Origin of the sequence: Pseudovibrio japonicus (assembly GCF_014651595.1) — a bacterium.
GTDB lineage: Bacteria > Pseudomonadota > Alphaproteobacteria > Rhizobiales > Stappiaceae > Pseudovibrio > Pseudovibrio japonicus.
Genome location: NZ_BMXE01000003.1, coordinates 479896 through 502413, shown reverse-complemented (window position 1 = coordinate 502413; position 22518 = coordinate 479896). Strand labels below are relative to the sequence as shown.

Genomic DNA, 22518 nt, shown 5'->3' with positions numbered 1-22518 from the left:
AGCAAAAACAAACCCGGCAGCAGACCTCCCCACGCCTTTAGATCATGTAGCCCAATGCAAGCAGCAGCGGGAGAGAACCAGTTGAAAGTAACCGGCAAAAAATAAAGGGGAGATTAAATCCCCCCTTCGTAACTCTTAGATCTTTGATCAGGTTTTACAGCGTCTCAAGATGAGCCTTGATCGCCGCAATCGCCTCATCAGCCTTGCTTGCATCAGGGCCACCGGCCTGCGCCATGTCCGGACGTCCACCGCCACCGCGACCACCAAGCGCACCAGAACCGATGCGAACAAGATCAACAGCGCTTGCAGTATCACTCACATCCTTGGTGGCGCCAACAACGATAGCAGCTTTACCGTCTTCCGCCTTGCTGATCAGCACAACCACACCAGACCCAATCGCAGTCTTGCCTTCATCAGCAACAGACTTCAGATCCTTCGGGCTGATGCCTTCAAGAACGCGCGCCATCAGCTTGAACTTACCAGCTTCAGTCACGCCAGCATCACCGCCGGAGCCACCGCCGCCCATGGCAAGCTTCTTCTTCGCTTCTGCAAGTTCACGCTCCAGCTTCTTGCGCTCGTCGAGAAGACCCGCAATACGAGAAGGAACGTCCGCTGCAGATACCTTAAGCAGGCCAGCAGTTTCACGCATCAAAGCGTCCTGCTCTGCCAGATACTTGCGGGCTTCATCACCGGTAAGCGCCTCAATACGGCGAACACCAGCAGCAACAGCACCTTCAGACACAACGGTTACAAGACCAATGTCGCCGGTACGCTTCACATGCGTACCGCCGCACAGCTCAACAGAGTAGGACTTGCCAGCTTTTTCTCCGGTCGTTGCCGTACCCATGGAAACCACGCGCACTTCATCGCCGTACTTTTCGCCAAACAGCGCCATCGCACCTGCTTCAATCGCCTCATCAACTTCCATCAGAGAAGTCTCGACCGGCGCGTTCTGCAAAACAATCTCGTTGGCCAGTGCCTCAACCTGTGCAGTCTCATTTGCACTAACAGGCTTTGGATGCGAGAAGTCAAAACGAAGACGCTCAGGCGTAACCAGAGACCCCTTCTGAGCAACGTGCGTACCAAGCACCTCACGCAGCGCCTCATGAACCAGGTGGGTTGCAGAGTGGTTGGAACGAATGGAACTGCGGCGAGAATGATCAACGATCAGCTCAAGCGCATCGTCCACGTTAACTTCGCCGCTCTCAACACGAATAGAATGAACAAACAGACCGTCCGCCTTCTTCTGCGTGTTGGTGACAGTAAGGGAAACACCCTCGGCAATCATGGTGCCACAGTCGCCAACCTGACCACCGGATTCGCCATAAAACGGGGTCTGGTTGAGGATCAGAGACCCCTCCTCACCCTGCTTCAAGGCAGTAACTTCTTCGCCATCTTTAACAAGGCTCAGAACAACGCCTTCTGCCTTCTCGGTTTCATACCCGAGGAACTCAGTTGCACCGGCTTTTTCCTTGATGGAGAACCAGATCGCATCGGTCGCAGCATCACCAGAGCCGGACCAAGCCGCACGCGCTTCAGCCCGCTGACGCTCCATGGCACTATTAAAGCCATCGGTATCAACTTCAATCTCACGGTTACGCAGGGCGTCCTGCGTCAGGTCGAGTGGGAAGCCATAGGTGTCGTAAAGCTTAAACGCAGTCTCACCGTCCAGCTGATCACCGGAGCCAAGAGAACTGGTTGCATCTTCCAGCAGGCCCAGTCCACGCTCAAGCGTCTTGATAAAGCGCTTTTCTTCCAGCTGAATGGTCTCTTCAATAAGCTTCTCAGCGCGTGGCAATTCAGGGAACGCCTGTCCCATTTCACGCACAAGCGTCGGCAGCATCTTGAAGATAACCGGATCTTTCGCGCCCAGAAGGTTCGCATGGCGCATGGCACGGCGCATAATACGGCGCAGCACATAACCACGGCCTTCATTGGATGGCAGAACACCATCAGCAATCATAAACGACATGGAACGCAGGTGATCAGCAATCACCCGATGGCTTGCCTGCGCTTTGCCTTCAGCCTCAACGCCCGTCAGATGCTCGGAACTTGCGATCAGGGCCTTGAACAGGTCGATCTCGTAGTTGTTATGCACGCCCTGCATAATTGCAGCAAAACGCTCAAGCCCCATACCGGTATCAATGGACGGACGTGGCAAATCAATACGCTTGTCTGCCAGCTGCTCATACTGCATGAACACAAGATTCCAGATCTCGATGAAGCGATCGCCATCTTCCTCAGGAGATCCTGGAGGGCCACCCCAGATCTGCTCACCGTGATCATAAAAGATCTCGGAGCATGGACCACATGGACCGGTATCACCCATTGCCCAGAAGTTGTCAGAAGTTGAGATGCGGATGATCTTATCATCAGCAAAGCCAGTCAGCTTCTTCCAGATATTGAAGGCTTCTTCATCCTCGGAATAAACGGTGACCAGCAGCTTGTCCGCTGGCAGGCCATATTCCTTGGTGATCAGGTTCCATGCCAGCTCAATCGCATGTTCCTTGAAGTAATCGCCAAAGGAAAAGTTGCCCAGCATTTCAAAGAAGGTGTGGTGACGCGCCGTATAACCAACATTATCCAGATCGTTGTGCTTACCACCAGCGCGAACGCACTTTTGCGAAGATGTTGCACGCACGTAATCCCGTTTTTCCAAACCGGTAAATACGTTTTTGAATGGCACCATACCCGCATTTGTAAACATCAATGTCGGATCATTACGTGGCACCAATGGACTGGAAGGAACAACTTCGTGTCCGTTTTTTGCAAAGTAGTCGAGAAAAGCCGACCGAATTTCGTTGACGCCACTCATAGGTATTGATGTCCGTCTTGTTTTCTAGTGGGCCGCTGTTTCTAAAATCACAGCTGCCAAATTGCAGGGTACGCGCATCAGAAACGATGCAACAAAAAATTGGTATCTGCCGCGTTTTAGCCATCTGCAGCAAATCTGTCCATAAAACCCTACAAAAAAAGAGGCCGGATAAATCCAGCCCCTCAAAACTCTATTGGTTTTCCGCAGCTTTTTCTGGATCGCTGATCGCTTCCGCGATCAAACCGGCATTCTGCCGAATAGCAAGCTCAATCTCATCCGCCAGCTCGGAATTCTCTCGCAGGAAGTTTTTCGAGTTCTCACGCCCCTGCCCCAGCCGCTGACTGTTGTAGGAGAACCAGGCACCTGACTTCTCAACAATACCGCCTTTAACACCAAGATCCAGCAATTCACCCATTTTGGAGATGCCTTCACCATAAATGATGTCAAACTCGACCTGTTTGAATGGAGGCGCCAGTTTGTTCTTCACCACTTTCACGCGGGTCTGGTTGCCAACGATTTCATCACGATCCTTGATCGCACCGATTCGGCGGATATCCAGACGCACAGAAGCGTAAAACTTGAGCGCGTTACCACCGGTTGTCGTCTCGGGAGAACCAAACATCACACCGATCTTCATACGAATCTGGTTGATGAAGATAACCATGGTATTGGACTTGGAAATGGATGCCGTCAGCTTTCTCAGCGCCTGGCTCATCAAACGCGCCTGCAGACCAGGAAGCGAGTCGCCCATTTCACCTTCAAGTTCGGCTTTTGGCGTCAGCGCAGCAACGGAGTCGATCACCAGCACGTCAACCGCACCAGAACGAACCAGCGTATCAGCAATCTCAAGCGCCTGCTCACCAGCATCTGGCTGGGAGATAAGCAGATCGTCAATATTCACGCCAAGCTTGCGCGCATAAATCGGGTCCAGCGCATGTTCGGCATCAATAAAGGCGCAAATCCCGCCTCCTTGCTGCGCACATGCAACTGTGTGCAAAGCCAATGTAGTCTTACCGGAGCTTTCAGGACCGTAGATCTCAATGATACGTCCCTTCGGCAAGCCGCCAATACCCAACCCAATGTCCAGACTGAGAGAACCAGTCGAAACGCTCTGGATTTCTACGGCCTGCCCCTGGCCCATGCGCATAATGGAGCCTTTACCAAAAGCTCGTTCAATTTGGGAAAGCGCTGCATCCAGTGCTTTAGTTTTGTCCATCTGATTGCCCTCAACAAGGCGGAGTGAAGTTTGTGCCATACGTTCTCATCCCTTATTTCACGATGGACGCGCAGTTTCAAAGTCAGTTATTTGTACTCATTTTGTTCCAGATTTACAATACCTGATAACTAACTAATAAAAATGAATTAATTTCAATGTGTTCTCATATTGTTCAGTATGTAGATAACTTTTCGCAGACCAGCAGAGGAGCACACACATCTGGAATCAGACCTGCAGATATGCAGTTTTGATACATCACCCACAGTCTGTATTTGCCCGTAGCTTGCGCTGACCAACCGCATTGCATATCAACTATGTTTCGATCCTGGGAGGAAGAATTGGTTATGTCAGCAAAGAAGGTCGGCGTTATCGGCGCAATTCATCTGGACAGAATTGCCCATGCAGATCGACCGTTTAAACCGGACACCTCCACACCAGGAAAGATTATGTCCCGGGCCGGAGGCGTCGGGGCTAACATCGCGCGAGCCATGGCGCGGCTAGGCATGAAACCAACAATGCACGGCTGTCTGGGAGATGACGCAGACGGAGCCTTCCTCACAAGTAGCCTGTCGGAATGCGGGATCGATACATCCAGCATCACCACAGTGGCCGGTGGACGAACCGGCTCCTATCTTGCGCTCCACAATCCCGATGGCACCTTGTTCTCCGCCATTTCTGATAGTGAGATCACTTCGAAGGTCAGTTTCTCAGAGAAAAATCCAATCCCGCAGGCACTGCTGGGCTGCGATATCTGGCTCTGCGAAACCAATCTGGAAGAAGCCACCCTTCTGTCGCTCGCCAACGCCAAGGGCCAGCGCCTGCTCGCAGCTGACACCGTTTCAATTGCAAAGGCCCCCAAACTGCGCCCGCTCCTGTCAAAGATCGATATACTTTTCACCAACACAGATGAAGCTGCTGCCCTGTTGTCGTCCAAGCCAGGTGAGTTCACAGCAGAAGAACTCGCACAGAAGCTGGCAGCAACGGGTATTGCAACCGTGCTGGTCAGTAATGCCAACAAACCGCTGGCCCTTCACTGTGCAGGCAGCACGAGCTCGCACACCCCCTTTTCTGTTGTACCCGTGGACGTTACTGGCGCCGGTGACGCCTTTATTGCAGGCTTCCTTTATGCAAGCTGCCTCAATGAAGACCCGGTTTCAGCAGTAAAAAGCGGCCTTGCTTCAGCATCAATTACAGTGGAAGCGACCGGCGCAGCACCGGCAACGCTTTCACCCCAATCGCTTAATGCTCGTTTATTAGAACACGCCTAAGCATCAACAACATACGAAAGACTGGGAAAACCATGGGAAGTTCAATCAAAATCCATCACTCTAAAGAAGTTGCAGATGCTTTGAGCAACCGCGCGCCCATTGTTGCGCTGGAATCCACCATCATCACCCATGGCATGCCCTATCCGCAAAACGTTGAGACCGCCCGCGAAGTAGAACAGCTCATCCGCGATACTGGCGCCGTCCCTGCGACAATCGCTGTGCTGAATGGCGAACTTCATGTTGGCTTGGAAGACAGCACGCTGGAAGAACTGGCAAACGCCAAAGACGTGATGAAGTGCTCCCGTGCGGACCTGTCCTTCGCAATGGCACTGGGCAAAAACGGCTCCACAACCGTGGCGGCCACCATGATGGCTGCCCATGCTGCAGGCATCCGTGTGTTTGCAACTGGCGGCATCGGTGGCGTACACAAAGGCGCAGAAACCACCTTTGACATCTCAGCGGATCTCGACGAACTCTCCCGCACCCCGGTTTGTGTTGTGTCCGCAGGCGCAAAAGCCCTGCTCGACATTCCAAAAACACTAGAAGTTCTTGAAACCCGCGGGGTTCCGGTTATTGGCTTTGGCTGCGACAACGTCCCTGCCTTCTGGTCCCGCGATTCCCAGATCAAAGCACCGTACCGTCTGGATGAGGCCACCGACATCGCAAAGCTGATCGCATTCCGCGAGAAGTTTGGTGACCACGGCGGCGTGCTTGTAACCAATCCGGTTCCGGCTGAATATGAGATCCCATCCGACGAAATGCAGGTATTCATTGATGCCTCCATTCAGGCCGCAAACGATCAGAACATCACTGGCAAAGCCGTAACTCCGTTTGTGCTGCAAGATATTTTTGAGCGCACCAACGGCCGCAGCCTTGTAACCAATATTGCGCTGGTAAAGAACAACGCAAAACTAGCTGCAAAAATCGCCTGCGGTTTGACTGCATAAGCAGCTATCACAGCACCCAAAAGACAAATCCGGGCTGGACACACCAACCCGGATTTTTTCATTCTGAGCTCCCACAAACTTGCGCAACTTTCCCCTTAAGGTCTGAGCAACTCATGACACTCGAGGGAATTCACGCGTGTTTGATGGAAAGATTCCATTGTTTTTCAGTCCCGATTATTTTAGGTGTTCTTGAGTACCAGAACTTTACATCGCTGTGTTTTGATCTGTGGATCTGCATCTTGCAGGCATACAGCGCTCATTAAAACGCCATCTGGCGGGCATATGCGAACAAGGCCAATCCCATCTGTTGGGTGGTTCCAGTGAAATCACGCCAAACCGGATTTTGTGGTTGGCGACATCTGTTTTTCGTTTTAGTCACCCGCAGGGTTTACGCTATGAAGAAACTTATTTTTATCGGATTAACTGCAGCTCTTGCGGCTTGCCAAAGCGGACCGTCCTTTCGCAGTGGTCAACCTGCTATTCGCGCAGACGCTGATTCCCAAACAATTCAGATCAATGCATCGCCTGAAGTTGTTCGCACAACACTGGTCAACAGCGCCAGCGCCAGAGGCACCATCGTTCAGCAAAATGAGCCGAACATGATCGTCATGGAAAGCTATGAACGCGGTGACAACCCTGTGCTGGATAACGAGTTTGGCCCCTCTGATGCAGGTGAGCGTGCCTACCGCATTCGCGTGCGCTTCTCCGGTTCCCAGTGCAGCACGAACGTTGTTCAGGATCTGGCACTGGTCAACAACATCTACACCCCACAGGAACGCTCTTTCCGTCTTCCCGGAAATCCCGGCTCCATGCAGAGCCTGCAGCGTCTGAAGACAAACGCAGAAGCAGCCGCACGCTGCTAAGGATTAGCCCAACAAAAAGGCCGGTGAAACATCAAGATCACCGGCCTTTTGGCTAAACTGCTCAAAGCTCTATGCGCGCTCTTGCGTCTTGGCTTCCAAAGTTTTCTTCACTGTTGTTGCAAGCTGCTTCAGCGTGAACGGCTTCGGCAGGAACGTAAAATTCTCATCAGCCGGCAGGTTCTTCTCAAACGCATCTTCGGCATAACCGGACACAAAGATAATCTTCAGATCAGGACGCGTCTTGCGCAGTTCAATGAGCAAGCTCGGCCCGTCCATTTCCGGCATCACCACGTCAGAGACCACAAGATCAACCGCTCCGCCGGTCTCTTCCATTACCTCAAGTGCTTCCGTGCCAGACCCGGCTTCAAAGACCTCATAGCCACGGCCACTCAACGCACGCGCTGCAAAGGCCCGCACGGCTTCCTCATCCTCAACAAGAAGAATAGTTGCAGAACCCGTCAGATCAGCCTCAGTCACTTCCTGTTCCGGTTTAACCTCAACAACCTCTTCCTTCTCAGAAGGAATGTAGCGCGGCAGGAAGATGCGGAACGTGGTACCCACATCAACCTCACTGGTACAGAACACATAGCCGCCGGTCTGCTTCACAATCCCGTAAACCGTTGAAAGCCCCAGACCCGTTCCCTTGCCTACATCCTTGGTGGAGAAGAAAGGCTCAAAGATCTTATCCATGACATCCTGCGTCATGCCGTGGCCATTATCAGCGACCTCGATGAGCACATACTCGCCCCGCGGCATGCCACGCGTGTTCTCGTAGGACTTGGAAGCCGCTTCTTCCACGTTAAGCGTGCGGATGGAGACCTCGCCTCCCCCTTCCATCGCATCCCGTGCGTTCACCGCAAGGTTGACGATCACCTGCTCAAGCTGGTTCACGTCCGCCATCACCGGCCACAATTCGCGACCGTGCACCAGTTTCAACTCGATCTTCTCGCCAAGCAGACGGTCCAGAAGAATAGAAACATCCGCCAGCACATCAGCCAGAGCCAGCTCCTGCGGACGCAAGGTCTGGCGGCGGGAGAAGGCAAGCAGCTGACGCACAAGACCCGCCGCCCTGTTCGCATTCTGCTTGATGTTCATGATGTCCTGGAACGCCGGATCGGTTGGGCGATGGCTCGCCAGCAGCAGGTCAGAGAACCCGATAATCGCCGTCAGAACATTGTTAAAGTCATGGGCCACACCGCCTGCAAGCTGGCCAATAGCCTGCATCTTCTGGCTTTGCGCAAACTGGGCTTCCAACGCCCGCTGCTGCGTAGTCTCCAACACGTAAACCACCGCCGCATCTTCACCCGCCTGCCCGTCTTGCACGGCAGAAACGTAGAAGGTCGCGGAACGTGGATCACCTTTGCCTTCCAGAAGAACATCCAGCGGAGCAATCTCACTCTTGCCCAGCGCCGCTTCGTCAAGCGCAGCCTGCAAGGCGGAACGATCATTCTCCACCACAAACTCGGTCAGCTTCACATCCTTGCCAAGCCCTTCACCAGCTTCAAACAAGCGCATGAACGGACCATTGGTGCGCTCAACGCGGCCACTCTTGTCAATGGATGCAATGGCAACCGGTGTATTGTTAAAGAACCGCGAGAACCGGACTTCCGCAGCACGCAACGCTTCTTCATCATCATTGCCTGCTGAGCGGTTAATCACAAGCGTGCGGCTGTCACCAGCAAGCCCATCGGCCCCGAACGGAACACGATGCACCAGCCGCACCGGCAACCCTGTGCCACTGCGGGTAACGAGGTCAATATCAAAGCTCTCAGTCTTCACTTCCCCTTCAGAGCCCTGCAACGCCTCCACAAGAGCCGCGCCTTCACCGCGCACAATGTCCTTCAGCGACAACTCACCGGAGATGAACTGGGTTAGATCATAGCCAAGCCAGTCGGCAAGCGTCGCATTGAGATAAACCAGCTTGCCAGTGCTGTCGGAAGAGAAAAACCCACAGGGCGCATGATCGAGGAAATTGATAACCCGCTGCAGCTCCTGAAAGGAATTCTCCTGTTCAGTGCGATCCCGCGTAATGTCGGCGACTTGCCAGATGGTAATACCGCTATCAGCACCAACCGCTGCATCCTGCCCCAGAGGGCGCACACTAATACGGTACCAGCGCGCACCGCTGGCAACTTCACCAACCGCATTTGGCAGGCGCACTTCTTCTGTTGCGTAGCGTCCGGCCCGCACCGCTTGCGAAAGCCGGAAGATGGCATCAGCCGCATCCGGGTCTGACGAAAATACCCGTTCCACCGTGCGCACATCAGCAGGCCCACGCGCACCGGTTAACCCCGCATAGGACTGATTGGCATAAATGATGCGGCCATTGTGATCGGCCAGCAAAACACCGTCATCCATCGAATTCATGAAGGATTCAGCCAGCGGATTACGATGGGTTTTGGAAACAAACCGCAACAGGCCAATGGCCAGGGCAAACAAAGAGAAAACGCCGACCACGGCCAGAACACCAAGAAGCCCGAGAATATAAGGCTCTGCCTGCTCTCTGCGCATCAGCGCAAAAGCGGCTGTCGCTGCGACAAGGCCTAATGCAAGCAGCATCAAGGCCCCGAGGCTGCCTCCTTTGTCTGTCCTGTCAATCACCGGCTCAGGTCGCCGCGCTTCGGTCTTCGTCATCTTACCCTCTCTACGGCTGTCCCGCAGACGATTTGGCTCCATTATGCCATGAGAATAGTCCGCTCCGGAACCGACACTCCAGCACTCCCGTGCCGTTAAGACCGCCAGCTCCTCTTGTTACGCAGCTGCATGACATAACCAATCACCTTTGCAACTGCGGCGTAGTGCTCCTCAGGCACATAATCATTCAGTTCTATCGATGCGTACAACGCCCGTGCCAGTGGTGGATTTTCCACGATCGGCACATCAGATTCTTTTGCAACCTCACGAATGCGGAGCGCCAGCTCATCCACCCCCAGCGCAACACATTGCGGTGCTCCCATGCCCTCTTCATAACTCAGAGCAACCGCATAGTGGGTCGGGTTTGTAATAACCACTGTCGCATCCGGCACACTTGCCATCATTCTGTTGCGTGAACGCTGCAGGCGCAACTCTCGAATTTTGGCCTTAATCTTCGGATCACCCTCGGATTGCTTGTATTCCTCTTTAACTTCCTGCTGTGTCATCTTTTGCTTTTCAAACCATTTTTTCCGCTGCCAGACCAAATCGGCCCCGGCAACAACAGTCATAAGCGCAAGAATTGCCCCAATTACCATAATGGCAAGTTCACGAACCTCCTCCAGCACAAGGTCCGTCTCCCGAAACACCACTGTATCCAGTCGGTCCCGTTCTGGCCACAACACCAGAAAAACAACAGCAGCAACCGCAATAATCTTCACCAGCCCTTTGAGGAAGTTGGCAAGGCTGTCTTTTGAAAACAACCTCTTCATCCCGGAAAGCGGCGAGATCTTGTTCAGCTTCGGCTTTAGGCGCTCCGCAGTCCAAAGCGGTTTATGTTGTATCACATTGCCCACCACAGCCAGCGCCAGCAGTGTCAGCAGCGGCAATGCCACAACTGCAAGTATGTCAGGCCCAGTTATTTCTAAAAGGAAAACAAGCGCAGCTGGATCAACAGCAATTGTGTCCGCATGGGCAAAAAAGCCCGTTAACACGGAAGAAATACCCCCAACCATCGTCGGCGCAAGAAAAGAGACCACCAGAGCAGTCCCCAGCAAAGAGAACCACGCACTCACTTCCTGCGACTTCGGTATGTCCCCTTTCTCGAACGCATCATCGAGCCGTTTTTGGGTGGGGTCCTCGGTTTTCTCCGAATCGTCGGAATCATCAGCCATCAGCTTCCTCGCTAATTCAACAGGAACGGTTGAAGCGCATTTCGGAACTCCGACAGGTAGTACCCCATCAAAGTTGAAAGCAGCAGCAGGAAGATACCAAAGCCAATCATAATATTGACCGGCATGGCGATAAAGAAAATCTGCATCTGTGGCATCAGCTTGTTCAGCAGGCCCAGACTGAAGTAAAACACGATCCCGACCACGATGAACGGCGCGCCAAGACGCACAGCCACAGAGAACATGTGCGTCACCGTCTCAACCGCCAGCGCTGACAAATCCCCAACAGGAAGCGGATTGCCGGGCGGAAACAGCGTAAAGCTGTCCTGCATGGCCGCAATCATCACGTAATGCAGGTTGGTCACAAAAACCATGCAGATGCCAAGCACGTTTAGGAAGTTTCCCATCAAGGCACCCTGCTGACCCGAGTTAGTCGCATCCCCGCCCATCGCAAATGCAAGGCCGGACTGGTTGGCCATGATCGTACCAGCCGTGGAAAGAGCGTAGGAGATGAGCTTCATGGACAGGCCAATAAAGAACCCGACCAGCAACTCTCCGCCAAGCAGGCTCAAAAGGCGCGGCAGGCTGCTCATGGCATCCGCCGGATAAAGATCAGCATTGAGGGGAGCAAGCACGTAAGTCAGCAGCAGCGCGATGGTCAAACGCACGCGAACGGGAATAAAGGTTTCGCCAAATGCGGGCACCAGCATGATCATCGTGCCAATGCGCGCAAACATCAGCATAAAGCCCATAACGATCACCGGTAGAAAATCCAGATTGATCGTCACAAAACTGCTCCCGGAATGTCAGAGGTCCCGCGCGCTATGTCGCTCAAAAGCCGGAAATAATCAACCCGGCAATACGGTTTGTAAATGAATTCATCAACTCGCCCATGAAAGGCAAAGCCACCAGCAGCGCAATAAAGATACTCAGGATCTTGGGAACAAACACCAGCGTCTGCTCCTGAATTTGTGTCAGTGCCTGAAACAGCGCCACAACCACACCAACAAGCAGCCCGACGAGCATCACGGGAGCCGACACCAGAATGAGCGTCCATATGCCTTCACTGGCAATATCCAGTACTTCTGCGCCGCTCATCCTGCTCTAACCACCGTTTCGCTCATCCTTTGGCACTGACACATAACGCCAGATGATTAGATTGGCATCCGCATAATTTCTTCATAGGCAGAAATAACGCGGTCGCGAACCGACACCACGGTTTCCAGAGCCAGCTCGGTCTCAGCAACCGCAGTCACCACATCCACCACATTGGCTTTGCCCTGCAGCAGATTGATCGACTGGGTATCAGCAACCTGACCACCCTCGTTGACCTCACTAATCGCCGATTGGACCATTGAGCTAAAAGCATCGCCCTTGTCAGCAATTTCGCTGCTGGCTTCAAGTGGATTGCTCAGCTTTGCTGTGTTTGCATATGCACTTGCAGCAATAGAAGCATTAGACATGAGTGTATCTCCCCCCGGTATCTAACGACCGGTTATCAACCTTTGAGAATATCTAGTGTTTTCTGCATCATGGAACGGGAGGACTTCACCACGTTCAGGTTCGCCTCATAAGAGCGCGTCGCTTCCTGCATATCTGCCATCTCGACCAGCGTGTTCACATTGGGCATCTTCACGTAGCCCTTGTCATTGGCTGCCGGATGGTCAGGCTCGTACCTGAGCTTGAACTCGCTTTGGTCCTCACGCACCTTGCCGAGCCTCACCAGCTCCGCTTCCACCTTGCTGTCAAAGCTATTGGTAAATGTAGGAACCTTGCGTCGGTACGGGTCCGCATCCGGTGTCTGGCCGGTGGAATCGGCGTTGGCAATGTTCTCCGCGATCACGCGCATACGGCCTGTCTGGGCTTTCAGCCCGGACGCCGCAATAAACATCGACTTCATAAAATCCATGGGTTCCTCCCGCATCTGCCCTGATGCATGTCACATCAAGACAACCACGCTCACTCATCGTCTCAGGGCGGTCTTGAACATGCCAAGGCTGCGCGTATAAAGGCTGGTCGCTGTCTGATAATCGATCTGGTTCTGAGCGATCTTCATCATCTGCTCTTCAAGAACCACGCTGTTGCCGTTTGGCGTTCTTTCAAAGCTGGACGCCTTATCCGTCTTCGTACCAACGCTAGAGCCGATCCCACCAGTCGAGATATGACCAGCGCTGGTCACAACCGGACGCAGGGCACCTGAACCGGCCTCTGCATCCACCATGTCCCCAAAGCTCAGTTCCTTCAGCTCTTTGCTGCGATAACCCGGCGTATCCGCATTGGCCACGTTTTCAGCGAGCACGCCCTGCCGCTCCTGGTGCCACTGCATCTTTTGGCGCAGGGCCTGGAACATCGGAAGATCAGTTAAGGCCATCTGGCAGCACAACCTATGAGAACAGATTTGTTAAAATAAACTAGGAATAAGCTGCCTAGATATTGGTTAACAAAGCGTTAATTTTAAGGTTACATTAATATTTGCACACCGAAGAAACGTTAGAAAGCAGAGCACTAGCAAATTTCAGATTCCGCCCGCCACTCACACAGAATCATAGGCGTTAACACTTGCGCGGAACTCCAGCTTAAAAACTGGCAGATTTTGCCCACCTAGCATAATTCTCGCAGCGCAATAGATCTTCTGGCGAATTTGGCACAAAAAACACGGGTAACGCCATCAACTTCGCCCCTCTGAAGTGTTCATTCTCCCCAAACTATAGGGTACAAATGCGCCCATGAGTTAATAAGGGGATTCGTACCCCGATTCCGGGCTGTTAGATCAAAATAGCAGCCCGTCGACAGTAGATGGGGAACATGCATGCCTGACTGGCTGGCCCAAACAACCGGTATGACACAAGGAAGCGCTCTCTTCCTCACAGTCATACTGGCTTTGCTATTTGTGATCGTTCTGGCGGTGGTCTTGATCCCGCAATTAAAGCGTTTTGCCAGAACCAGTTACAAGGGGTCTCGCAGTCGCCAACCCCGCCTCGCCATAATGGATGCAACAGACCTGGATGCACGGCGCAGATTATTGCTGGTCCGCCGGGACGATGTTGAACACCTCATCATGATTGGCGGTGCCAACGATGTGGTTGTCGAACAGGGCATCATCCGCGGTGTACCTGTCTCTGCCCCTCTTCGTGGACAGGTAGGAACAGGCAACGGCCAACCGGTCACTGCCCAGACCTTCGAACAAGCGGCAGCCGGGACAGAACCCTCTGCACGCCTGCACTGGGGCGATCACACCCCATCAGCACCAGAAGAGCTGAAACCTGCACAGACAAGCCGCCCGGAACCAGCTCAGCAGCCAGAAACCGAGGCACCTGCCAAACAACCGGCGATGACAGCACCTATCCCCGCAGCTGGCGTAGCGCCCAAAGAAAAGCCTGCTCCAATCGCGCCACCAGCGCCTTTGCGCAGTGCGAAGCCCGCGGCGCCTGCACCAGCAGCGCAGCCCGGCAAACCAGCACCTCTGCAAACGCCAACCATCGGTGGAACGCGCGGCGTGCAAAAACTGGCGGCGCGTCCGATCGCGGCACGCCCAGCACCGCCCCGCACAAACGGCTTCATCAAACCGACGCCAAAAGCACCAGCGCCTGAGCAGAGCACGTCAGCACCTGAAAAAACCGCCCAGAAGCCAGTGGCCAAACCGGAAGAGCCAAAGGCAGACTCGCATGCGGCCTCCAAACCAGTTCCAATGGCGGCAACAACACCGCCGCTCAACGGCCCAGCCGCAAGAGCTGCAAGCGCCTTCATGCGCCCGCGTGTAAACGCTGCACCAGCCAAGGAACAGCCCACTCAAAAGAAAGCGCCAGTCGCTCAGAAAGACGAGCAAAAGCCTCAGGCCGCCAAAAAGCCCGCAGCAAAAGCAGACAAGGCTACAGAAAAGCCGGCAGCAAAGACGCCAGCCCCCGCAGCAAACCCCGCCAAGACGACAGAGCCTGCATCTAAGCCCGCTGCCAAACAGAAGGTGGAACCGGCGCAGACAGATGCAAGCAAGGCCTCTCAGCCAAAACAGCCCGCTGAGGAACCAAAGGCTGCAAAGCCGGAAACCAAAGCTGAAAAGCCTGAGAAACCAAAAGCTGCGCCGAAAAAGTCTGCTCCCAAAAAAGCGGCAAAGACACCACTCAAACAAGATCCCAACGACGCCATGGATGGCATCGCAAAGGAAATGGCAGACCTGCTAGATGACATTGAGGCCAACACAAAATAGTTTAGCAGGAATGTTGAAAGCCAAGCTGAGCGGAACCAAAGGACGAATTGGACTTCTGGTTTTCGCTCTCTTGCTTTTCTGGTTCGGTCCTGCTGCCGCTCAAAGCATCTCCATTGATTTTGGAGGCGGAGAAGGCAACTCGGTCACAGAACGGGCCGTGCAGCTGGTTATGCTGCTCACGGTACTTTCTCTGGCACCAAGCATTCTGATTATGGTGACAAGCTTCACCCGCATCGTGGTGGTGCTGTCCTTGCTGCGCTCCGCAATCGGCCTTCAGACCGCACCGCCAAACGCTGTCATGCTGTCCCTCGCTCTTTTCCTGACGGCTTTTGTCATGGCCCCTGCTTTTGAAACCGCATGGGATCTGAGTGCAAGACCAATGATCGAAGGCACCATCGAACCTCAGGAAGCGTTTGAACGTGCCTCTGAACCATTTCATCAGTTCATGCGCGAGCAAGTGCGCGAGTCAGACCTTCTGCTCTTTCAGGAGCTGGCCAAGGCCCCTGCTCCGGAAACACCGGAAGAGCTAAGCCTGCGCGTTCTGGTCCCCGCTTTCATGATCAGCGAGCTGCGCCGCGCCTTTGAAATCGGCTTCCTGCTCTACCTGCCCTTCCTGATCATCGATCTGGTGATTGCATCGGTCCTCATGTCCATGGGTATGATGATGCTGCCACCAATTGTGATTTCCCTGCCTTTCAAGCTCATCTTCTTTGTGCTGGTCGATGGCTGGCAATTGATCGCAGGCAGTCTGGTCCGAAGTTTCGGCGCTTAAATCACGCTCAGAGCAGGATGCACTAACGCAACCTGCTCTGGCACCAACCAGCAAACGCTTATACCCTCAGCCCTCAATTAGGCTATAGCACCAGAAATGTCAGTTGGAGAAAGCTAGACGTCTTCTGTCGCAACAAACGGCTTTGCTGAAAGATACTGGCGCCTGTACTCCTCAAGGAAGGAGACCAGACTATCCCCGCCGCCAAGCGTCTTAGCCACATTCAGGAACTCGACACCGCGCCTCTCAACGGGTCGTGTCACGATCTCAAAGGTTTTTGCCTCAGGAGACTCGCTCATCTTCTGCGAATATTTCTGGCGCAGCCGCTCAAGTCCCAGCACATCTTCCGCAAGAGTGTAAGCGATGGCAGCGCGGATCACATCTGCCCGCTCATAATCAGCTAACGGCACATCATCAGACCACCGGCTACCGTTCATTCGCTCCAGCTGTTCACCGGCCTTGCGCCAGGAACGCGCCGACCACAGCGTATCAGCACGCAACCGGTCCACATCGGGACCGGACATGTTTCGTACCAGTTCTAGAGCAAGGTCAGGCCGCCCGCTCTCACTCAAAGCCCGCGCCTCGACAATGTTGCGCTGACGCTGCAAAGCTGCCGGCAGCTGCCCCTGACGGGTTTGCGAAAGCACCCGCAACGCTTCATCAGGCTTGCGGTTCAGCAGATAAACAACAGCAAGGTCAGCCGCGATCTGTGCCCGTGCGGACCCTTTCAGGCGCTTGTCGATCTGATGCCGCAAAACAGCAGCTGCCTGATCCAGCAAGTCCATATCAATCAGACGACTAGCAAGCATACGCGCCATCTCGTCTCCCTGACGCCCCGCAGGCACCAGCTCGCGAAAATCATAGAACAGCGCAAGTGCTTTGACAGGTTCAAGAACTTGCGCCTTACCTTCAAGAAACAGTGTCGCGAAGACAGATCCCATTTCATGCTGAATGTCGGAGGTAATCTCTGCGCCCGCATCAGACTGAACCGCCTGCGCCATCGCCTCAAAAGCCCGCCGGTAATGACCTTCCTGCGCATGCAACTGTGCCATAAGCCTCAACGTCTTGAGCTCGGTTTCATCACCACGCCACGATGCAGCAAGGCCTTCCAGATCTGCCAAGGCCTCATCAGCATCAATCAGTCCATCACGATACCGCAGCTTAACACTCAGAAACTTGGCTTCCGCCGCTTCCGGCCCTTCACTGGAGCGCACCACCAGATCGTACACATCCAACGCTTCCTGAGAGCGCCCAGAAGCATCCGCAATGCGTCCGCGCAGCAAATCATACTGAACTGCCTGCTCTTCACTGGCGTCAGACGGCTCAATCTGCGACAGAGCCCCAAGAGCCTTGCCGAAGTTTCCGAGCTCCAGATGCGTTTTGGCAGCAGCAAGATTAAAGCGCACCTGCAACATCACCGGATAATTGGCCATGACACTCTGGGCACGCCCCAGGTTGGCGTGCGCGCCCTGCCAGTCTCCCAACGCAGCATGGGCAAAAGTCCGCCAAACCGCTGCATCAGGACTGCTGGCAAGCTCAGGAGCCGCCAGATACTCAAGCGCTTCTCCCGGCCGCGCCGCCAGCATCTGCGCAGCGCCCATCATCACATTAAACGTGGCATCCTTCCCAATAAGCGGGTCGTCATCCTCCATGACACTCAACGTGCCAATGGCCTCCTGCGCAAATCCGCTAGAGAGAAAAAACCGCGCCATATCCAGACGTGGACCGCTCACCTGATCCGGTTCAGCCTGTACAATTGCCTCTTCATGCGCCCGAAGGTTCTGCATGTAATCTTCAGGCTTTTGCTGATTAAGCTGGGAAAATTCAATCAAACCCGGCTGGGTAGGATCTTTTACATGGTCACTAATCGTCGTGCCTCTGGAAAGCCCGCGGTTGGAAATCTTCAATCCGCCGGGTCTGGAAATCACCAGATCCTCGCCCAGCAGCTCGACATCAATACCGTCCGCACTCGGCACCACCGCAAGCCCCTGAGAGCTGCGCAGAATTTTCACCTGCGGAAACTGGTGCGACTTCAAAATACCACGCACCGGAGCAGAACCACTGACCACATAAATCCGGTCACCAACGCTCTTGTCGCTCAGCACATGCAACCGGCCACTTTCACCAAACGGCAAACGCAGAACATTGGAGCCATCCCCCTGCACATTGCGCTCAACATTGACCGGAGTGGTCTTTGTGGAGATCGACGGACCAAGCGTAATCGCCCAGGCCTCATCCTGATACTCGATGGAGAGCAAGGTGGTGCGCTTCAAGTCAAACCGAAGCACCTGCGCACCATCAACACTCTCAAGCTCCACGTTACGCGCAACATCACTCAAGACCGCAGGAACTCCGCGCCCATCCAGCTGTTCAGCACTGTCGAAGACAGCCCAGACCTTGTGATTACGGCGGAACACAGCAGCGCCCACATCGCCTTTGAACGGAAAGACTAGACGGACCGTATCGCCAATACGATAGGTCTCAACGCCAACAACCTCGTCAGCCGGATCACTTTCTTCCTGAATAATGGTTTCAGCAGAAACCCAGCGCGCCAAATCCACGTCATCCTCGGTGTCTGCATCAAATGGCGCAACGTCCAGCGGCACAGCGGCCTGCGCAGCAGGCTTCGCCACCTCAGCAGTCAGATCAGCTGGTGTAATCACCTCAGCAACAGGATCATCCTGCGCGTCCTCCACTGCAGCAACAGGGGCCCGATCCGCCTCAACATCATCAGCAGCAGCTTCTATCACCTGCTTCTGGTGCGCCTCCTCACGGAGTTCTTCCGCAGAAGGCTTCACCTTGGGAACGTCCGCAGGACCCATTCGCGGGGAAGGCTCGCCAATCCGTTCAAGCTCGGGCTTGGCCAGTGGCAACGGCATCCGCACCAACTCAAAGTCATCACCCGTATCCACGGCCGGCGTCTGCTTCACTTGCGGCGGCGGAACCAGACTTCCCGGAGCACTGGACACAGCTTGCGCATCTCCGGATGGAGCAGCAGCGGTTTTATCGCCCAGCGTGGTGATGACATTCGACACATCCTGCGGCACATCATCATCGCCGAACAGCTCTTCACGGATCTCCGCTACACGCGGATCAAGTTGCCCTATATCTTCAGGAGTGATGTCAACAATAAGCTGCTTACCCTCCTCGAACGAGCGAACATCTGCGCGCGGATCAACGATCATGTTGAAGATGAGATCGTCGTCCCGTGCCTGAGACCCCACATCAAGAACGCTCAGTGGCAAACTGGCTTTAAACCGAGAAAGATCCAAATCTGCGGTCTGATCAAACTTAACGCGAATGTTGTTTCCCGAACGCTCAAACGCACTGTTCACTTTCACGTTCCAGTCAAAGACCAAACGGGTAAATGTTGGATGCTCGCCAACCCGCAGCTTAACCTTGATCTCCTGATCCTCAATCGCGTTAGCTTCTTCAAGAATACGAACCCGCTCAAGCGCTTCGGCAGCCCGCCGCGCAAGCTCATCCACCACCTCCTGCGGCAAAGCCGGAGGCCGGCCCTCATAACTGGCAGGCAGAAGATCAATAAACAGCTTCTCGCCAGCTTCCATGCTGTGAATGTCCAGTGTTTGCCGCAACGCAAACCGCAAAGCAGCGCCATCTGGATCAGCACGGGCAATGGAAATGTAATCACTCAGCTGCTCAGGGACATCATCAATATCCGCATCAATACCGTCGGGAAACGAGATACGCAGCACACTGGTGGAGATGGAAGCCTCAAAGGGCGGCAGCAGAGTACGATCCTCAAACGTGATCACCATCCGCGCAAACTCGCCTGTGTCTTCCGCCTCAACAACGGCAAACGCTGGATCGGCCCATGCGTTCAAGACACTGCCGCCAAGAGCGGTCGTCGCAAGCATAAAGGAGACAAGCCAAGCCTTACCCTTTACCTTCACACTGCGTACCCCATGAAATGCATGGCGCGGCAATAACGGTAAAGTGGCGCGCAGAAAGGAAAGCTTCTGCTTAGCCCCAAAGTCGCCCCCAGATTCGACCATGCCCGATTCTTACTCCTAAAATTTACTAGGTATCTGTAACAATTTGCTATTAACGCAAGCTTACAGAATCCGGGGCCACGAACCAAAAGCCACCAACTTACGCAGTTAATTACCCTGAATCTTCGGGAGAATTGTCGAAGTGGTCTTCACATTGCGGCTCTTGCCTGCAGCAAGTGCAATGGTCAACTGCTCAGCAACTTCCGGATCCATCTCGGAAAGCACGTCGGCCATCTTTCTGGGCTGCATTTGCTTGACCACCTTGAGCATGATCTCCAGATCCAGGCGATTGAAGATCCGCGCCGCGTTCTTGGCTTTCATGCTCTCATAGATCTTCACCAGATCCATAATCTCTTCCGCAGCCTGCTCTTCCTGACGCTCGGCTTCTGAATTGATCTTGGCTTCAAGTGCTTTAAGCTCTTGAAAACGCTCGTTCAACCGCGCCTCAGCCGCTCCAAGCACCTGCTCCCGCAACTCCAGATCCTCCTCGCGTTGATTGAGCGCATCACGGCGATTGCCCAGACTGTTCAGCACGGCCAGTTCGGAAACAGAGTTTGTTGGGACCCCACTCTCAATAACACCATCCGTAGCCTGCGCCATCTGAACTGTCCGCAGGCTTTCTGGCAAAGCAGTTTTCTGCGTATCAGAGGAAGCGACTTCCCCGGCCCTTGCTGTCTGGGACTGCTGCGCATCTGCCACACGAACGGCACCCATTGGGAAAGTGCCCCCAAGATAGAAACCAAGCAGTTTCAGAACCAGAAGAGCACTGCCAGCAAAGACCACAATTGGAAGGAGCCTGAGTTTCATGCCACGCGTTCCTGCGCCTGCTTACGAAAGCGCTCAAGGCGCGCAGCAGACTCGTTGGCAGCTTCACGAATATCACGAGTAACAGAGCGGGTCGAAGGCTTAGTAACAGCCGCACTGCGTGGCTCTGCATGCGCCGCCGCATTGTGTGCTTCAACTGGGGCCGCAACCTCATGTTCCGCAAGTATCCCGGCAGCAAGCCCCTCAGCCGCAGTCTCATAAGTGCGGGACGTAGCGCCAACCGGTGCAGCAACACGAGTATCACGATCAGCAAGTGCGCTATCAGCAACGCTGCCAACACGATCCAGCACATCCTCACCAGCGCCCAGCTGATCAGTGAGTTTGCGAGATACTGCCTCAGCCTCACCCAAACGCGCACCAAGAGTGCGGTCCGCATTTCCTGCGATGGACTTGAGCCCCATGATGGCACGCTCTGCAATCTCGGTTGCCGTGATCAGCTCGGAGATGGTTGCACGCAAAGACTCTTCATCAGACCGCAACCGGCTAAGGCGAGCATTCAACTTCCAGCAATAGCCAATGGTGATGACAAGGAGAACGGCAACAATAGTTTCAATGATAAGACCTAGGGACATAGCTAGTTTGTCTCCAGTTCGTTTTGCAGGGACTTTTCGAAAGCGGCGAGTGTCATCTTAGGTGGTTTCAACTTCTTGGAGATTTCGACCGAAATCCGGTCACCAACATGACCCATGAGACCTTCGGTCAACGGCACTCCTCCGCATTTCACCTGAACAGGATCGCGGGGTCCGGTGTCAAACAACAGGGTCTGCCCGACTTCCAGATTTAAGACCCGCTGAAGCGGGATGGTATTTTCATAAAGGACAGCATCAACCTGCACTTCCGAGGAATAAACCTCGGTGGCAAGATGCTCTTCCCAGATTGAATCACGCCCGAACTTCTCACCCATGAACATCTGCAGGAGCAGGTCACGGATTGGCTCAAGGGTCGCATACGGCAGCACAATTTCCACCTTGCCGCCACGGTCTTCCATATCAATGCGCAGCTCTACCATAATAGCAGCATTTGCAGGCCGGGAGATTGCAGCAAAGCGTGGATTGGTCTCCAGACGCTCCAGCGGGAAACTGACCGGAGACAACGGCGCAAACGCCTGCTCCGCATCCAGCAGAATAATCTCGATCATCCGCCGCACCAGATTGGTTTCTATCGTGGTGTAAGGACGCCCTTCAACGCGCGTTGGCGAGGTACTGCGCCCACCGCCCAACAACACATCAATGATCGAGTAAATCAGAGAACTTTCAACGGTAACCAGTCCAAACCCATCCCATTCCCGCGCTTTAAAGACACCAAGAATGGCAGGCAAAGGAATGGAGTTCAGATAGTCCCCAAAACGCACGTTGGTCATGGAGTCTAAGGAGACTTCAACATTGTCCGACGTAAAGTTGCGCAGCGATGTTGTGGTCAGCCGCACGAGACGGTCAAAGATGATCTCCAGCATCGGCAGGCGTTCATAAGACACCATGGCCGAGTTGATCAGCGCGCGAACGCCACCTTCATCACCTGTCAGAGAGCCATCCAGCGTAAAGCCCAGAAGGTTGTCGATTTCTTCCTGATTGAGGATACGGTCGGCACCACGAGACGCGCTCTCAAGGTCAGGCTCGCTGTCGTCGATCATCGCAGCCCATTGAGCTGCAGCCTCTTCTCCGCCTTCTACACCCTGTTCCTGAAGCGCAGCGCCCCAGGCCGCTGCAAGGTCCTCATCACTGTCACCATCGCTTTCAGAAAGCGCTTGATCCCAGGCTTCATCCAGATTTTCAGGGAGACCATCGGTATCTGACAT

The 22518-nt window shown here is 54.2% G+C and carries 18 protein-coding genes; 5 read left to right on the top strand and 13 right to left on the bottom strand.

What is annotated here, in order from left to right; translation table 11 throughout:
- Window positions 1-154: 154 nt before the first annotated feature.
- Window positions 155-2815, bottom strand: a complete 2661-nt coding sequence (alaS, locus tag IE076_RS10775) for an alanine--tRNA ligase (protein ID WP_189436768.1) — start codon at window positions 2813-2815, stop codon at window positions 155-157.
- A 190-nt stretch (window positions 2816-3005) separates the two neighbouring features.
- Complete coding sequence (gene recA, locus IE076_RS10770; RefSeq protein ID WP_189436767.1) at window positions 3006-4070, bottom strand: recombinase RecA; 1065 nt, start codon at window positions 4068-4070, stop codon at window positions 3006-3008.
- Window positions 4071-4375: 305 nt separating this feature from the next.
- Between recA and IE076_RS10765 the strand changes: the two genes are divergently transcribed.
- The 3 genes from IE076_RS10765 to IE076_RS10755 all read left to right on the top strand — a co-directional run bounded on the left by IE076_RS10765 (window position 4376) and on the right by IE076_RS10755 (window position 7109).
- Window positions 4376-5299 (top strand): carbohydrate kinase family protein, encoded by a 924-nt coding sequence (locus tag IE076_RS10765; RefSeq protein WP_189436766.1) that lies wholly within the window; start codon window positions 4376-4378, stop codon window positions 5297-5299.
- 32 nt (window positions 5300-5331) lie between these two features.
- Window positions 5332-6246: a pseudouridine-5'-phosphate glycosidase gene (locus IE076_RS10760; RefSeq protein WP_189436765.1), complete on the top strand. Its 915-nt coding sequence runs from the start codon at window positions 5332-5334 to the stop codon at window positions 6244-6246.
- A gap of 395 nt (window positions 6247-6641) precedes the next feature.
- The gene (locus tag IE076_RS10755; protein WP_189436764.1) at window positions 6642-7109 is read left to right on the top strand and encodes a hypothetical protein; all 468 of its coding nucleotides are present in this window, start codon (window positions 6642-6644) and stop codon (window positions 7107-7109) included.
- Between the two features lie 69 nt (window positions 7110-7178).
- On the opposite strand, the gene cckA is transcribed toward IE076_RS10755, so the two are convergent.
- The 7 genes from cckA to flgB all read right to left on the bottom strand — a co-directional run bounded on the left by cckA (window position 7179) and on the right by flgB (window position 13283).
- Window positions 7179-9743, bottom strand: coding sequence for a cell cycle histidine kinase CckA (cckA, locus tag IE076_RS10750; RefSeq protein WP_189436763.1), 2565 nt, complete (start codon window positions 9741-9743; stop codon window positions 7179-7181).
- A 95-nt stretch (window positions 9744-9838) separates the two neighbouring features.
- Entirely contained in the window at window positions 9839-10915 is a 1077-nt protein-coding gene (gene flhB, locus IE076_RS10745) for a flagellar biosynthesis protein FlhB (RefSeq protein WP_189436762.1), read from the bottom strand.
- A gap of 11 nt (window positions 10916-10926) precedes the next feature.
- Entirely contained in the window at window positions 10927-11700 is a 774-nt protein-coding gene (gene fliR, locus IE076_RS10740; RefSeq protein ID WP_189436761.1) for a flagellar biosynthetic protein FliR, read from the bottom strand.
- 43 nt (window positions 11701-11743) lie between these two features.
- Window positions 11744-12010: a flagellar biosynthesis protein FliQ gene (fliQ, locus tag IE076_RS10735; RefSeq protein WP_189436760.1), complete on the bottom strand. Its 267-nt coding sequence runs from the start codon at window positions 12008-12010 to the stop codon at window positions 11744-11746.
- Window positions 12011-12066: 56 nt separating this feature from the next.
- Window positions 12067-12375, bottom strand: a complete 309-nt coding sequence (gene fliE, locus IE076_RS10730; RefSeq protein ID WP_189436759.1) for a flagellar hook-basal body complex protein FliE — start codon at window positions 12373-12375, stop codon at window positions 12067-12069.
- Between the two features lie 35 nt (window positions 12376-12410).
- On the bottom strand, window positions 12411-12836 hold the full coding sequence (gene flgC / locus IE076_RS10725; RefSeq protein ID WP_189436758.1) for a flagellar basal body rod protein FlgC: 426 nt from the start codon (window positions 12834-12836) through the stop codon (window positions 12411-12413).
- Between the two features lie 39 nt (window positions 12837-12875).
- Window positions 12876-13283 (bottom strand): flagellar basal body rod protein FlgB, encoded by a 408-nt coding sequence (gene flgB / locus IE076_RS10720; protein ID WP_189436757.1) that lies wholly within the window; start codon window positions 13281-13283, stop codon window positions 12876-12878.
- A gap of 438 nt (window positions 13284-13721) precedes the next feature.
- Here flgB and IE076_RS10715 point away from each other — a divergent pair, with 438 nt between their 5' ends.
- On the top strand, window positions 13722-15116 hold the full coding sequence (locus IE076_RS10715; protein WP_189436756.1) for a flagellar biosynthetic protein FliO: 1395 nt from the start codon (window positions 13722-13724) through the stop codon (window positions 15114-15116).
- A gap of 10 nt (window positions 15117-15126) precedes the next feature.
- Window positions 15127-15888, top strand: coding sequence for a flagellar type III secretion system pore protein FliP (gene fliP / locus IE076_RS10710; RefSeq protein ID WP_209009029.1), 762 nt, complete (start codon window positions 15127-15129; stop codon window positions 15886-15888).
- A gap of 113 nt (window positions 15889-16001) precedes the next feature.
- Here fliP and IE076_RS10705 read toward each other — a convergent pair whose 3' ends face one another.
- From IE076_RS10705 to fliM, 4 genes are all read right to left on the bottom strand, one after another.
- On the bottom strand, window positions 16002-19901 hold the full coding sequence (locus tag IE076_RS10705) for a tetratricopeptide repeat protein (protein ID WP_209009028.1): 3900 nt from the start codon (window positions 19899-19901) through the stop codon (window positions 16002-16004).
- A gap of 105 nt (window positions 19902-20006) precedes the next feature.
- The gene (locus IE076_RS10700) at window positions 20007-20705 is read right to left on the bottom strand and encodes a MotE family protein (protein WP_189436755.1); all 699 of its coding nucleotides are present in this window, start codon (window positions 20703-20705) and stop codon (window positions 20007-20009) included.
- Window positions 20702-21295: a DUF6468 domain-containing protein gene (locus tag IE076_RS10695; RefSeq protein WP_189436754.1), complete on the bottom strand. Its 594-nt coding sequence runs from the start codon at window positions 21293-21295 to the stop codon at window positions 20702-20704. Before IE076_RS10695 ends, IE076_RS10700 begins: the two co-directional genes overlap by 4 nt.
- Before the next feature lie 2 nt (window positions 21296-21297).
- Window positions 21298-22518: a flagellar motor switch protein FliM gene (gene fliM, locus IE076_RS10690; protein WP_189436753.1), complete on the bottom strand. Its 1221-nt coding sequence runs from the start codon at window positions 22516-22518 to the stop codon at window positions 21298-21300.